Origin of the sequence: Rufibacter radiotolerans (assembly GCF_001078055.1) — a bacterium.
GTDB lineage: Bacteria > Bacteroidota > Bacteroidia > Cytophagales > Hymenobacteraceae > Nibribacter > Nibribacter radiotolerans.
Genome location: NZ_CP010777.1, coordinates 452,963 through 466,916, shown reverse-complemented (window position 1 = coordinate 466,916; position 13,954 = coordinate 452,963). Strand labels below are relative to the sequence as shown.

At 52.3% G+C, this 13,954-nt stretch carries 10 protein-coding genes; 5 read left to right on the top strand and 5 right to left on the bottom strand.

Features of this window, described 5'->3' with window-relative positions; all coding sequences use genetic code 11:
- Complete coding sequence (gene argH, locus TH63_RS01955) at nucleotides 1-1,332, top strand: argininosuccinate lyase (RefSeq protein ID WP_048919447.1); 1,332 nt, start codon at nucleotides 1-3, stop codon at nucleotides 1,330-1,332.
- Nucleotides 1,333-1,820: 488 nt separating this feature from the next.
- On the opposite strand, the gene TH63_RS01950 is transcribed toward argH, so the two are convergent.
- Both TH63_RS01950 and TH63_RS01945 read right to left on the bottom strand, forming a co-directional pair.
- Nucleotides 1,821-2,819 carry an NADP-dependent oxidoreductase gene (locus TH63_RS01950; RefSeq protein ID WP_048919446.1) on the bottom strand — a complete coding sequence of 333 codons (999 nt, stop codon included), beginning with the start codon at nucleotides 2,817-2,819 and terminating at the stop codon, nucleotides 1,821-1,823.
- 150 nt (nucleotides 2,820-2,969) lie between these two features.
- Nucleotides 2,970-4,379 carry a sodium:solute symporter family protein gene (locus TH63_RS01945; protein ID WP_048919445.1) on the bottom strand — a complete coding sequence of 470 codons (1,410 nt, stop codon included), beginning with the start codon at nucleotides 4,377-4,379 and terminating at the stop codon, nucleotides 2,970-2,972.
- A gap of 248 nt (nucleotides 4,380-4,627) precedes the next feature.
- Between TH63_RS01945 and TH63_RS01940 the strand changes: the two genes are divergently transcribed.
- Nucleotides 4,628-5,749, top strand: a complete 1,122-nt coding sequence (locus tag TH63_RS01940) for a T9SS type A sorting domain-containing protein (RefSeq protein ID WP_048919444.1) — start codon at nucleotides 4,628-4,630, stop codon at nucleotides 5,747-5,749.
- 176 nt (nucleotides 5,750-5,925) lie between these two features.
- Here TH63_RS01940 and TH63_RS01935 read toward each other — a convergent pair whose 3' ends face one another.
- Together TH63_RS01935 and TH63_RS01930 are read right to left on the bottom strand one after the other, a co-directional pair.
- Nucleotides 5,926-8,025 (bottom strand): insulinase family protein, encoded by a 2,100-nt coding sequence (locus tag TH63_RS01935; protein WP_048919443.1) that lies wholly within the window; start codon nucleotides 8,023-8,025, stop codon nucleotides 5,926-5,928.
- Nucleotides 8,026-8,089: 64 nt separating this feature from the next.
- Nucleotides 8,090-9,367, bottom strand: a complete 1,278-nt coding sequence (locus TH63_RS01930; protein ID WP_231583532.1) for a M16 family metallopeptidase — start codon at nucleotides 9,365-9,367, stop codon at nucleotides 8,090-8,092.
- A 643-nt stretch (nucleotides 9,368-10,010) separates the two neighbouring features.
- On the opposite strand from TH63_RS01930, the gene TH63_RS01925 reads away from it, so the two are divergent.
- Nucleotides 10,011-10,415: a DUF983 domain-containing protein gene (locus tag TH63_RS01925; RefSeq protein ID WP_048919441.1), complete on the top strand. Its 405-nt coding sequence runs from the start codon at nucleotides 10,011-10,013 to the stop codon at nucleotides 10,413-10,415.
- Between the two features lie 110 nt (nucleotides 10,416-10,525).
- Here the strand turns inward: TH63_RS01925 and TH63_RS01920 are convergent, their stop codons facing one another.
- Nucleotides 10,526-12,235, bottom strand: a complete 1,710-nt coding sequence (locus TH63_RS01920) for a helix-hairpin-helix domain-containing protein (protein WP_048922524.1) — start codon at nucleotides 12,233-12,235, stop codon at nucleotides 10,526-10,528.
- 841 nt (nucleotides 12,236-13,076) lie between these two features.
- Here TH63_RS01920 and TH63_RS01915 point away from each other — a divergent pair.
- Nucleotides 13,077-13,472 (top strand): hypothetical protein, encoded by a 396-nt coding sequence (locus TH63_RS01915; protein ID WP_076606574.1) that lies wholly within the window; start codon nucleotides 13,077-13,079, stop codon nucleotides 13,470-13,472.
- Nucleotides 13,473-13,541: 69 nt separating this feature from the next.
- Nucleotides 13,542-13,946 carry an EVE domain-containing protein gene (locus TH63_RS01910; RefSeq protein ID WP_048919440.1) on the top strand — a complete coding sequence of 135 codons (405 nt, stop codon included), beginning with the start codon at nucleotides 13,542-13,544 and terminating at the stop codon, nucleotides 13,944-13,946.
- Nucleotides 13,947-13,954: the final 8 nt, after the last annotated feature.

Genomic DNA, 13,954 nt, shown 5'->3' with positions numbered 1-13,954 from the left:
ATGAAACTCTGGCAAAAAGAAACCTCCGTCGCGCAGAACGTTGAGAAATTTACCGTGGGCAAAGACGCCGAACTGGACCTGCAACTAGCTCCTTTTGACGTGCTGGGCTCGCTGGCGCACACCCGCATGCTGGAAAGCATAGGATTGATGGAGCCGGAAGACCTGGCTGCCGTGCAGCGCGAACTCAAGGCTATTTACCAGACCATTGAGCGTGGCGAATTTTCTATGGAACCGGGCGTAGAGGACATCCATTCCATGGTAGAACTACTCTTGACGCGCCGGTTGGGCGAAGCGGGCAAGAAGATCCATAGTGGCCGCTCCCGCAACGACCAGGTGCTGCTGGACCTCAAGTTGTTCATTCGGCATGAGATCAAAGAGACTGTGGAGACCGTGCATACGCTGTTCAATACCCTGCAGGAACTGAGCGAGAAGAACAAAGGCATTCTGCTGCCCGGTTACACGCACCTGCAGGTAGCCATGCCGTCGTCGTTTGGCCTGTGGTTTGGCGCGTATGCCGAGAGTCTGGTAGATGACCTGCAACTCTTGCAGGCGGCCTACAAAATCAGCAATAAGAACCCGCTGGGCTCGGCGGCCGGGTACGGAAGTTCGTTCCCGTTGAACCGCCAGATGACCACAGATCTGCTGGGATTTGATTCGCTGAACTACAACGTGGTCTATGCCCAGATGGGACGCGGCAAGACCGAGCGCAGCGTGAGTATGGGTCTGGCCTCCATCGCCAGCACCGTGGGCCGCATGGCCATGGACGTTTGCCTGTACATGAGTCAGAACTTCGCGTTTGTGACCTTACCAGATGAACTGACCACCGGTTCCAGCATCATGCCGCACAAAAAGAACCCCGACGTGTTTGAGATCATGCGCGGTAAGTGCAACCGCCTACAGGCCCTTCCCACCGAGATTCAGATGCTGCTGGGCAACCTGCCCTCCGGCTACCACCGCGAACTGCAGCTGCTCAAGGAAAGCTTCTTCCCGGCCTTCACCGAGATCAGGAACTGCTTGGAGATGATGACCTTCATGCTGCCGCACCTGAAACTGAACCCAGACATCCTGAAGGATGAGAAATATCAATACCTCTTCAGCGTGGAAGTGGTGAACAACCAGGTACTTAGTGGCGTGCCGTTCCGGGATGCCTACAAAAACGTAGGCTTGGCCATTGAAAAAGGCGAATTTGAGCGTCCCGAGAAAGTGCACCACACCCATGAAGGCAGCATCGGGAATCTGTGCACGGCTGATATCAAAGGCCTGATGGACGAGGTGCTGAAAGGCTTTCAATTTGAGAAAGTAGACAAAGCGATAAAGGAGTTGCTGGCGTAAACCGTTTTGAGGTTGTTTTCCGGAAAAAAGCCTCAAAACGCAATTCCTTCTCCCTGAGGGAGAAGGTTAGGGTGAGGGGATTTAGGTTGCCAGTTAGAATAGCATTGGCTATGAATTGCCGCTATGGTCATCCCCCTACCCCCTTCAAAGGGGGAAGAGGAAGAGGGCAATGCGTCACGGACAGGTCAAGCCCTGTCCCTACGGGGAATGCGCGGTAAAAAAGCCGCTCTTCAGGATTTGCAATCCGGAAGTATCGATATGGGGATTTGCAATCCCCTTAGGGACCCTTCCTTCATTTACAGGCCACGGGGGATTAGTAACTCCCGAAAAGCGCCTTTTCTTTTCCTTTTGCCTCTGCCTTGAAACTGCCGCTAACCCTCTCTATAATTAACGTTTTTGGCCTGTTTTCCAGAAAACAAGCCAAAAACGAGAAAGCCTCTTGAACATACTAGTTCAAGAGGCTTTCTCGTTTTTAACCGAATTTAACCTTACACCTTCACCAGCATCTTGCCTTGGTTCTGACCAGTAAACAGTCCTAGAAAGGCTTCTGGAAGTTTCTCGAAGCCTTCCAGGATGGTTTCCTGGTAATGGAGTTTACCTTCTTTGACCCAGGTGGCCAGTTGTTGCATGGCTTCGGGGAAGCGGGCGTGGTAGTTGCTCACGATGAAGCCTTTGATTAGCGCACTGCGGGTTAAGATGAGGGGCAGGAAACGAGGTCCTAGTTGTGGTTGCTGGTCATTGTAGTGGGCAATCTGGCCGCAGATGATGAGGCGGGCGTGGAAGTTGATGAGCGAAATGACGGCATCGGTGATTTCACCGCCCACGTTGTCAAAATACACGTCTACGCCGTTGGGGCAGGCGGCTTTTAAATCTGCGCGTAGGTTCTGGGTGGTTTTGTAGTTGATCACTTCATCGTACCCGAATTCCTTTTTCAGCAGGTCGGCTTTTTCGTCTGATCCCGCCAGGCCTACCACGCGGCAGCCCTTGAGTTTGGCGATCTGGCCTACCACCATGCCCACAGCCCCGGCCGCGCCAGACACTACTACCGTCTCCCCTTCCTTCGGCTGCCCGATGTCCAGCAACCCGAAATAGGCGGTCAGGCCGGGCATGCCCAAAATACCCAAGTAGTAGCTTGCGGGCGCCAGGTTGGTGTCAATCTTCTGAAGCTTCCGGGCCTCGGCTACGGTTTGGGTAGCCCAGGGCAAAGCACCCAAGACCACATCGCCGGATTGCAAGGCCTCGCTTTTAGATTCCACCACCTTGGCTATTACGCCCCCTTCCAACGGGGCGTCTACCTGAAAAGGCGGCGTGTAGGACTTGGCATCGTTCATGCGTCCGCGCATGTAGGGGTCCACGGAGATGTACAGCGGTTCCAACAGTACCTGCCCTTCCTGCAAGGCTGGTAACTCAGCTTTCTCAAACCTGAAAATCTCTAGTGTGGGGTTTCCTTTCGGCCGGCTAGCCAATACTATCTGGGTAATTTCCATGGGTTTCTTTTTAAGTAAAAAGACAAGGCCGCAGCTTCGTGCTCTTTACAAAAACGCGTCTACCCAGGAAAAGGTACAAAAGGGTAAGTGGCTTTAGGGATACCACCTAACCGTTTTAGAACTGTTTTCGCTAAAACAGGCTTAAAACGGTTATTGATAGGCCCGCTCCTGTTCCAAAGAAACAGGAACTTCTTTCCGGGGTAAAAGCATGCCCAACAGGTAACCGGCCATACTTCCGGCCAAGCCATAAAGCATAGGGTTCACAGTAGTTTCTAAGGTGAGGCAAAACAACCACGTGCCCATGCCCAGCACCATGGAAAGCATGGCGGCCATAGCCGAGGGCTTCTTGAGATACACGCCCGCCACCAGCGGCACCAGCAGGCTCACCAGACTCAGCGCCGACGACTCACTCACCAGTTCATGGATATTGCTCTTGGACAAGGCAAACCCCAGCGAGATGACGGCCACCACCAGCACGCTGCCTCTGGACAAGGCCAACAGCTTTTTATCGGTCATCTCCTTAAATAGGGGTTTGATCAGGTTTTCGCTGAGGATGGAGGCTGGGGCCAGGATGGCGCCGCTGGCCGTACTGATAATAGCCGAGATAAGCGCCCCGAAGAAAAGCACCTTGATGATGAGCGGGCTATACCCCAGAATAAGGCTGGGCACCAGCAGCTGCGCATCATTACCCACCAAATGCGGGTGAAGCACTTTAGCGTAGAGGGCCAGCACCAAAGGCAACAGCGCCACCGTTACGTACAGGAAAGCCGCCAGCAATGAGGCACTTACCGCCACGCGTTCAGACTTGGAAGCCATGACCCGCTGGAATACGTCCTGCTGCGGAATGGAGCCCAGACCGATGGTCATCCAAAGGGCCAGGTAGTTGAGCCAACCAGAAAAAGAGGTGCCGGTTTTAGGGGTGATTCGGTAGAAATCTGCGGGCAAGGTGGCGGTAACCTCAGAGAGGGGTTTCTCGCGCATGACCCAGCCCGTGACAATGAGCAGGCCCAGGATAATCATGATGGTCTGCACGTAGTCGGTCACGCTCACGCTCCACATACCGCCAAAATAGGTATACAGCACCACCAGAAAGCTGCCCATCAAGATGCCTTGCGTGAGCGTGGTGCCCAACAGCAAATTAAAGGCAATGCCCAAAGCCACCATCTGCGCGGCCACCCAGCCGAAGTAAGAAATGACCAGGCAGAAAGAAGCCACCACCTCGGCGGTACGCCCAAACTTGACCCGGTAAAAGTCCCCGAAGGTGAGCAGGCGCATGCGGTAGAGCTTCCGGGCAAAGAACAACCCTACCAGCACCAGGCAAAGGGCCGCGCCCAGCGGGTCTTCCACCATGCCCATCAGGCCTTCCTCGGCTACTTCGGCAGAGGCACCCAGAATGGTCTCTGAGCCAAACCAGGTGGCAAACACCACCGCCGTAGCCATAGGCAAAGGCAACGCCCTCCCCGCCAGCATGAAGTCCGCAGAATTGTGTACCCGGCGGGCGGCCCACAGGCCCAGGGCCACGTTGAGGGCCAGGTACAGCAGTACTAGAAAAATAAGCATACAGAATACAGAGGTTAGTTTCGCCTACTTTTCTTAAAAACGGGCTTAAAACAGGAAGCAAGATACTAGTTTCCTGGGTTTCCCCCCTTTAACACCTGCCCAAAAAGCACCTGCTTACTTGCTGTGATTCTTCACGTTATGCCTTGTGCGTAAGCAATTTTCTTTCTACATTTAATCTTACTATTCGTATAATTATTTCTATCAAAAATCTTATTCCATATTTTATTTACTTTAACCCCCTGCCTATCATGCTCTATTCTTGTAAGAAAACCAGAAAACCCATCCTGCTTCCTTTCTTCTTCCTGGCTTTCCTGGCTTGGGGACAGTCCGTTCAGGCGTCGCATATAAGAGGAGGCCAGATTTACTATAAAAGCGATACCACCGCCGCCCGCAACCCTTTAAGGTACTTTTTCACGTTGGTTACCTACAGTGTGGCCCCTCCTTACGCGGAAGACTTGGAGGCTACCCTGCACTTTGGGGATTGTACTAACCAGCGGGTAACCCGCGCGTCCAGAGTATTGCTGCCCGATGCGGCCCTGAACACCTTTGTAAATACCTACCAGTTTGAGCACACCTATGCCAGGCCCGGCGAATTTAAAGTGACCTACATAGGAGACAGCAATCAGGGCGGGCTGGTGAACATAGCGTCTTCCATTAAGCCTACCTTTTTTTTGCAAAGCATGATTACGGTAGACCCCTTGCTTAGCCCCAACAAATCCCCGGTGTTTCAGCGGCCGCTTCTGGATATTCCCATCCGCCACCAGCTTTTTGCACATAATTCAAGAGCCCTGGACCCAGACGGCGACAGTCTCTCCTATAAAATTGTGCTTCCGGCTACTTCCAACGGGCAAACCGCCTGCGGAAACCCCATTGGAATACAGACACCCGGAATTAGTGGCTTGGAGAATTTTCTGGGACCTGCCAACCCTACGGCACCCGCCGGCCTGAACCTGCACCGGGAAACGGGACTATTGACCTGGAATACGCCTAGCCAACAAGGCATTTTCAATCTGGCTATTCTGGTGGAGGAATGGCGCAACGGCCGCCTGATAGGGACCGTGACAAGAGATATGTTGCTGTACGCGGCAGCAGAACCTCTGCTTACCGGCCTTTCTGATGATTGGCACCAAATGATTTCCACGTACCCTAACCCAGCCGCGTCTACGTTAAACCTGAAATTACCAGCTTACCTACAATTGCGGGGTGCGTACCTATACACGGCGCTGGGTGCCCCGGTGCCATTGCCCGTTCCCAGTAAAACACCGGACGGATGGGCCTTTCCAGTAGCAGGGTTGCCCGCAGGTCTTTACCTACTGCACCTCCAAACCTCCCACGGCAACATGGTGCAAAAGGTAGTGGTGAAACGATAAACACGTAGCCGTTTTAGGGCTGTTTTCTGAAAAACGGCTCAAAAACAGCTTCCCGTATTCAATTGATTAAAAAAGAAAAGCACTTACAGTAAAAGATACATAAACTGTAGAATACCAACAAAAAAGGGGAGCAACCGTGACGGTTGCTCCCCTTTTACTTTGTGACACCTTGCTGATTAGTTGAAATCTGCCGCGGTTACGCCTTCATTCAGTTTCACAGACTGGGCTTTCATGTCTAGTACTTGCTGCTGACCAGCCGCAGACACTGTAATGGTGATAGCATACGGATACAGGATAGCGCCCACTTTCTTGTAATCACCAAATTCAGTGCTGTTGTTCACCGTCATATTGTTGGCGGTAGTGGCTTCTTCTGTTTTAACCAACAGTTTGCTGGTCAGGTCATAGAACTCGGTTTTGGTTTTACCGGCCGGATAGGTGATCACCACTTTATAGGCATCTGAACCATTTACTTTCTCTACGCCCTTCACCTCGGCTTTGAACGCTGGGTTCTTCACGTAATCCAGCTGCTCAAACAGGGTGGTCACAACGGCCTTCTCTTTGATCTCCTCTGGCGTCATTACTTTTTTCTGACCCATTTGCTCCTGGTAACCGGCGGTGCCGTTAAACCTGGATTTGATCACTGGATTTCCCCCCATAGACATGGTCATGGCTTCATAATTAGGGGCCATGTATTTAGCTTCTACCGCCAAGGTGGCTCCTTGCATGTTCATGGTCATGTTGGCCAGAATAGACTTCACCTTTTTCAGTTCAGCTTCACCGCCCAGGGCTTTAATGTAGTTGTTGAATACATCGGTGGCTTTTACATTGGTGGTTGCCGCTGCCGAAGAGGAAGCTGCTCCTTCTGCAATTGGGTTAGCGAATACGTCATACAGCTTTACCGGGTAGTTCAGTTTCTTGAGGTCACCTAGCATCTGGCTGGAGTTGCCCACTACCACCACGCGGGTGTTGGCGCTGTTGAAGTACTTTTGGGCTACCCTCTGAATATCTTCTTTGGTCACGGCATTTACCTTTTGCAGGTAGGTGCGGTAGAAGTCTTTAGGCAGGTCATTGATTAAGATGTTACGGGCAAACGTGGCCGTACGTCCTTTGTTTTCAAGGCCCAAGGCAAAAGAGCCGTTATAAAGGGCCTTCGCGCTGCTCAGCTCCTGGTCAGATACTTTCTCCTTGCGCAGGTGGTCTATCTCTTTGATAAACTCCACCACCGCACTGTCTGTCTTGGCGGTTCTCACCGAGGCTGAGGCAGAGAAGGCACTCTGGAACCGGCTGGCCCCAATGCCGGAGTAGGCACCGTAGGTAAAGCCGTGTTTTTCGCGCAGGTTATTGAACAGGCGGCTTTCTGAGCCCCCGCCCAGAATCTGGTTGGCCAGCAGCACCGGGAAATAGTCTGGGTGGTTCATCTTCAGGTCTACCAGGTTGGTCACCGTGATCTCAGACTGTACCGCATTGGGCATGTCTACCACGTTGATCTCGGTCTTGGCAGGATTTGCCACAGAGGCCAGAGAAGGCAACGTGAGGCCTGGACCTTTCATATCACCCAATACATCCTCGGCCAGCTTTTTGGCCTCATTAGGCTTAATGTCGCCAATAATGGTCAGGTAGCCTCTGGAAGGCGTGATGAACTTATTGTACGCCTCTTTTACATCGTTCAGGGTAAGGGCCTTGATAGATTCTTCGGTGGTGAACTCGCCGCTGGGGTGGTTCTTGCCGTAGGCCAGCGCATTGACCACGCGGCCAGAAACTGCCTTCACGTTTTTCTCATTGCTCTTAATGCCCGTCAACGCCTGCGTCTTGATCTTGTCAAACGACTCCTGCGTAAAGGCCGGATTTTTCAGGCCTTTGCCCATAAGGGTAAACGCTTCCTTGAAATAGCGGGTAAGGGCTGCGGCGCTTCCGCCGGAAGAAGAAAGGTTCACGCTAGCGCCTATCTTATCTGTGGCCTCGTCAAAAGCAGCCTTCGGCATGTCTTTGGTGCCTTCGTTCAGCATCTGGCCCATCAGGCTCATCACCCCGGCTTTCTGGCCTTCGGTGATAGGACCGGCATCAATGAAATAAGACGCAGACACACGGGGCAGTTTATGGTCTTCCACCACCAACACGGTAATGCCGTTCTTCAGTTTAAAGGTAACCGGGTCCTGGAACGTAATGGTGGGGGCCGGACCGGCGGCTGGCTTCTGAGATCTGTCTATTTTCACCTGTCCCTCTGCCGTGAACAGAACAAGGGCGCTGGCAAACAGTAATAAATATTTTTTCATCATGATTTCTAGATAAGGCTGGCCTGGCAAAAAGGGCTGGCACAGGCAGCGGTCAATAGGTTAAAGATTATTTAGCCGCTTTCGCGGAAGCCGGTAAATAGTACAGGACTACCCGGGCATTGGGCTGCAGGTATTTCTTGGCGGCAGCCTGAATGTCCTGGCGGGTGATGCTCCGTATCTTGTCCAGTTCCTGGTTAATGTTGTTGGTATTCTTGTTGTGGAAAGTGTAGCCACTGGCCAGGTTCTCGGCAACGCCCAACATACTGGAGTTGGCGGTCACGTAGTTGTTCTCAAACTGGTTCTGGATTTTCTTGTAATCCTCTTCTGAGATAAGCGTGTTCTGCAAACGGGCCACCTCTTCATCTATGTCTGTGAGCAGCGTAGGCAGTGGGGTGTTGTTGTTAGGCAGGGCAAAGGTGATGTAAGCGCCGTAATCTTCCAGGGTGAGGTTAATAGCCCCCACCTGCAGGGCGTTTTTCTTGTCATCCACCATCTTCTTGTACAGCTTGGAACTAGCGCCGCTGGACAAAATAGACGAGATCATCTGCATGGTTTTGGAGTCTTTGTCTGGCATGCCCGGCACCCGGTACGCCGACATAATGGCCGGAATCTGGATGTTGGCGTCATACACCGTGTCCACCACCATTTTAGCAAGCGGAGCCTCCTCTATTTTCTTGTATTCAACCGGGGCACCCTTGGGCACAGCACTGAAGTAGGCATTCACCAGTTCCTTGGTCTGGGCAATGTCAATGTCGCCGGCAATGGAAAGGACCGCGTTGTTAGGCACGTAGAACTTCTTAAAGAAGGCCTGAAACTCCTCCAGCTTGGCGGCATCCAAGTCGGCCATGGACCCGATGGGCTGCCAGCGGTACGGGTGCTTGGTGAACAGGCGCTTGAAGATCTCATTGCTGAACTGGCCGTACGGCTGGTTGTCAATGCGCATGCGCTTCTCCTCTTTCACCACCTCGTTCTGGGTTTTCACGCCAATCTCATTGATGACAGGGTGCAGCATGCGCTCGCTCTCCAGCCACAAGCCCAGCTTTAACTGGTTGCTAGGAAATACCTCATAGTAAAAGGTGCGGTCATGCGAGGTGTTGGCGTTGTTCTGGCCCCCGTTGCTGGACACCAGTTTCATAAACTCGCCGCGCTTGATGTTCTGCGACCCTTCAAACAGCAGGTGCTCAAAGAAGTGGGCAAAGCCCGAACGGTTCAATGACTCATTTTTAGAGCCAACGTGGTACATCACAGACACCGCCACCACAGGGGCGCTTTTGTCCTGGTGCAGGATCACATGCAGACCATTAGGTAAATCATACTCTGTGTATTCTACTTTCTGTGCTTGCACAGCCGTAGAAGAGAGCAATGCCGTTGCTGCCGCAACCAAAAGATGCTTCTTTGAAAACATACTGGATTTAATTTTGAAAAATATCTAAAAGGGTAAAACTGCGCTGCGTGCGTGATTTTAGGCAATGGAGGGGTTGGCTTAAAATCAATTATGAAAACGAGACCAGGCAAAAGGCTTCTTTGAAGAAAGCTGAATAAAAGTCTTCTTTGAAAACCTCCATCAGGCACCGGCTCACAAGCGTTAGTAGCCAAACCCTTGCTTTTATTACAGTTACCTATGGCAGTTTTTTATGAAAGAGATATTTTTGGAGAGACAGGTTACCTTCCCCTCTGGAACTATATTTATAGATCGCAATTTGGGAGCCTTTGATTTTTCTGCCCCAGCCCACAAGATGCCCTTTCCTCTTTCTGCACTCAAGCGCCGCCTGACAGACTCTTCTCTACCGGCTTCCTGCGCTGCATTAGGTTAAGCCATGCATTTTAGGCCTGTTTTCTGAAAAATGACCCTAAAACATATTCTTGTAACAATTTTACGTAATCGTATGAAAGGCTGGGCGGGGCATAAATGTACCTTTGTCTGTAGATGTCCTGCTGCTTGACAGTCAGGCCCTATTTTTTAACCGTTTGACCAACGCCATAAACCAATGTTAGGAAAAGGCTCAAAACTATACAGCATTGCTAAATTGAAATGCCCCCGCTGTCATGAGGGAGATTTGTTTGAGAATAACAGTCTGCTAGGGTATAGTAAAATGTCCAAAATGTTGGATCACTGCCCCGTATGCCAGCAGGTGTATGAGCCGGAACCCGGCTATTACTACGGTGCCATGTTTATTAGCTATGGCCTTACCGCTGGGCCTACCCTGGCCATTGTAGGGCTTATGATGCTGTTCTCAGAGGAACTAACCCTTTGGATGTTCATGGGAGCCTTGCTGTTGTCCTTGGTATTGTTCATGCCGGCCATCTTTAAGCTTTCCCGGGCCATCTGGATCAATATTTTTATTAGCTATGACCCTTTGGCCGCCCAGAACCCACAGGCAAGGGGGCATTAACAAAGTTTTCGGCTTCAAGCTGATTAAGAAAAAAAGGCCTGGTCCGAGCGATAATAGCTCGGACCAGGCCTTTTACTTTTGAGGTGAAGTAGAATGAAAAAGGCAGAGGTCTATATCCCCTTTGCCTTCTTCCGCTCCGCGAAATAGGTGGCCACCTCGTCCCGGCTTTTGGCATTGAAGGTCATATCGGCGGTTAGGCCGCCTTTTCGCCCTACCAGCACGCCGTAGCGCATGTCTTCATAGCCGCGCATACTGTGGGCATCTGGGTTCACGCTGAGCAGCACGTTCTGGCTGAGGGCATATTCCACCCAGCGCCAGTCCAGGTCCAGGCGGCGGGGATTGGCGTTTATTTCTATGATTACCCCATTGGCGGCGCAGGCATCAATCATGACTTTATGGTCAATGGGGTAGCCTTCGCGGCGCAGCAGCAACCGGCCTGTAGGGTGGCCCAGAATAGTAGTGTACGGGTTATGGATGGCAGTCACCAGGCGATCGGTCGCTTTCACGATGTCCATTTTCAGGTTGCTGTGGATGGAGGCCACAATGAAGTCAAAAGAGGCCAATACCTGCGGGTCATAATCCAGGGAGCCATCGGCTAAAATATCAGACTCAATCCCTTTGAAAATCCGGAACGGCCCCAGCTGCTGGTTAAGTTGGTCAATCTCCTTTTGCTGCGCCTGTACCCTGAACTCCTGCAACCCGTTGGCATAGAACGCCGATTTGGAGTGATCACAAATGCCCAGGTACTCATAGCCCAGTTGCTTGCAATGCACCGCCATCTGCTCCAGCGTATGCGCGCCGTCTGAGTAGGTGCTGTGGTTGTGCAGAATGCCTTTGAGGTCCTTGTCCTGCAGCAGGGTGGGCAGCTTGTTTTCCTGGGCCAGTTCCAGCACGCGCCCGCTTTCGCGTAGCTCCGGGGCAATGAACGGCAGGTTGACCCGGGCAAAGATTTCCTCCTCAGAGGCAGCGGGCTCGCCGTAGGCCTCGGCCATAAGGGTATCGCCGGTGGGGTTCAAAGGTTGCGTGAGCCACTGCGGGGGCGCCGAGTACAGCAACACCTGGTTGGCAAAGCGGCGTTCCGGCACCAGCCGTATCTCCAACTTAAGACCGGTTTCTGTTAATTGACCGCGCCACACAAACGGCCCGGAAAAGGCTTCTACCGGCGCTATCCCAGGCAACTCCTGCAAGAAACTGGGCCAATTAGCGTCGTCCTTCAGGCTGATGAGGTATTGCAGCGTGTCAATGATTTCCAGGTTGCGGCGCATGTCTCCCACCAGTTCAGCAGATACCGTTTCGGGCCTGTTTTTCAGGAAAGAGAGCAAATCCAGCGCCAGGGGCTCGGCCTCGGCCCAAAGCAACTTTCCTTTGCTGGCGTCTGAGTATTGCAACGCCTGCAGAATAGTCTCCTGGGTTTTGGCCCCGAAGCCTTTCAGTTTAGACAATTCATTTTTCTCACAAGCCTCGCGCAAACCCTCTGACGTTTCCACGCCCAGGTCTTTCCAGATGGTGCGTATTTTCTTTGGCCCGATGCCCTTGATGTTGAGCATCTGCACCACGCCCTCGGGGGTGGATTCCAGCAGTCGGTTCAGGTCAGCGTGGCTTCCAGCCTGGATGGCTTCCATGATTTTAGCGGCCATGCCTTTGCCAATGCCGTCCAGCTTCTCCAACTGGGCCTGGCTCATCTGGTGAATGGGCGATTCCAGGCGCTCCAGCACCGCTATGGCATTGGTATAGGATCTTATTTTAAACGGGTTCTCGTCATGCAGCTCCATCAAGGAAGCCGTTAGCCGGAACATACGGATGAGGTCTTTGTTCTCCACGGTGGGTTGGGATTGTGGTTTGAACAAAGATAAGAACATCCTTTTGAGTTGTGTGATTGCTGGGTATGGGATAAGCGATTAAGACGGTTTTAAGGGATTAGCTAATTTAAGGATAAAGAATTTGCTTTTCGCTGGCGTGCACGCATATTGCTTTCGCCTTGGATTGGCCGCTGTTGCCTGAGTCCTTATGCTTTGTTGTTGCATTGGTTCCCTCCGAGCGCTCACGGCCGCGGGGCCCCGTCTTTCCCCCTCGCACTGCCCTTGCGGCCTATCTTTGCTTATCGCTCTTAGCTAAAGTTATTACAGGGCCACAAGCGAGGCGCTCGGAGTAAAGACTGGAATCGGGAAATGCGTGGTAATTCAGTGATAATTGTGTTTCTGCGTTTTAGAGCAGTTTTCTGGAAAACAGGCTCAAAACGCTGTCCCGCCTCTTCACCGCAGACTCCCCCCTTGAGGGGGGCGAAGGGGGTGTTTACACAGGAGAGAAAATAGAATAAGAGGCACTGGCGCGAGTCTTCAGAATCGTGACTTGGGATACTGGGTAGTCTCCGGACTACCCTCGCTGCGGCAGCGATGCCACGCATTCCTAAACACAAACATTTCCGATCCTGGCCCCCGTGAGTCTGAAGACTCACTTCATCCTTCGTCACGAGTCTGAAGACTCGCGCCAGTTGGTTTATTCAAAGCCGCATAAGTTTTTCCGGTTCCAGCCCGTTTTCCGCAAAATGACCCTAAAACACAAAAACCAGATGGACGGGAGAACCCTCTGAAGTCAAGACACTTTTTTGTATATTGGGCCTAGATTGCTTTTGAGTGAATGCAGAAGCACTTCTTACAACCCATGAAACACTATTTCTGGCTGGGCCTGGTGGTCCTTATTCTGGCGGCGGCAAAATGCGGGTCTTCGGCTAACTTACCTTCTGCGGTCTACGGCAAAACGTGGCTGCACTCCTATGAGGAAGACTCCGCGGAGGTACGGTCTTACCGGCCCAATACCTTTGACTTCCCGCCCTCCAGAGGCCGTACCGGTTTTTCTATGCAGGAGAACGGTACTTTTGTGCGCTACGGCATTGCCCCCACAGACGGCCTGGAAGAACAGCCGGGCCGCTGGAAAGCCCACGGGAAAAACGAGATCCACGTGCAGTTTGATAACCCAAAACACCAACCAGAAACCCTGGAGATTGTCTCCGTTTCAGAAGAAGTCATCAGGCTTCGCCTGAAGAGAGACCTTCCTTAAACCGCTTTCCTTTTACCTAACCATTTTACAGCCTTGCTCCCATGGACCTGCGCTGCGTTTTACCCGTATATGAACTATTGGCTCGTAAAAACTGAACCTGAAAAATACGCCTGGACTGACTTAACCCGCGACGGCAAAACCACTTGGGACGGTGTCCGTAACTATCAGGCCCGAAACAACTTACAGAAAATGCAGGCCAATGACCTGGTGCTGTATTACCACAGTGTTTCAGAGAAGGCCATCATGGGCATAGCCCGAGTGAGCCAGGAGGCGTATCCAGATCCTTCAGCCGATGACCCGCGTTGGGTAGCGGTCACCCTGGAACCCGAGCAACCCTTTGCCCGGCCCGTGACCCTGGACCAGATCAAGAAAGATGACCGTTTACAGAATATCGCCTTGCTGCGCCAGTCACGCTTATCGGTTATGCCCCTAACGCCAGAGGAATTTGACCTTCTCCTGAACCTGGGCCAATAAGCAGCGAC

Excerpts from the sequence above, each read along its gene's own strand:
- argH (WP_048919447.1), top strand. The coding sequence starts at position 1 with ATGAAACTCTGGCAAAAAGAAACCTCCGTCGCGCAGAACGTTGAGAAA.
- TH63_RS01950 (WP_048919446.1), bottom strand. The coding sequence starts at position 2,819 with ATGGAAATTACCCAGATAGTATTGGCTAGCCGGCCGAAAGGAAACCCC.
- TH63_RS01945 (WP_048919445.1), bottom strand. The coding sequence starts at position 4,379 with ATGCTTATTTTTCTAGTACTGCTGTACCTGGCCCTCAACGTGGCCCTG.
- TH63_RS01940 (WP_048919444.1), top strand. The coding sequence starts at position 4,628 with ATGCTCTATTCTTGTAAGAAAACCAGAAAACCCATCCTGCTTCCTTTC.
- TH63_RS01935 (WP_048919443.1), bottom strand. The coding sequence starts at position 8,025 with ATGATGAAAAAATATTTATTACTGTTTGCCAGCGCCCTTGTTCTGTTC.
- TH63_RS01925 (WP_048919441.1), top strand. The coding sequence starts at position 10,011 with ATGTTAGGAAAAGGCTCAAAACTATACAGCATTGCTAAATTGAAATGC.
- TH63_RS01915 (WP_076606574.1), top strand. The coding sequence starts at position 13,077 with ATGAAACACTATTTCTGGCTGGGCCTGGTGGTCCTTATTCTGGCGGCG.
- TH63_RS01910 (WP_048919440.1), top strand. The coding sequence starts at position 13,542 with ATGAACTATTGGCTCGTAAAAACTGAACCTGAAAAATACGCCTGGACT.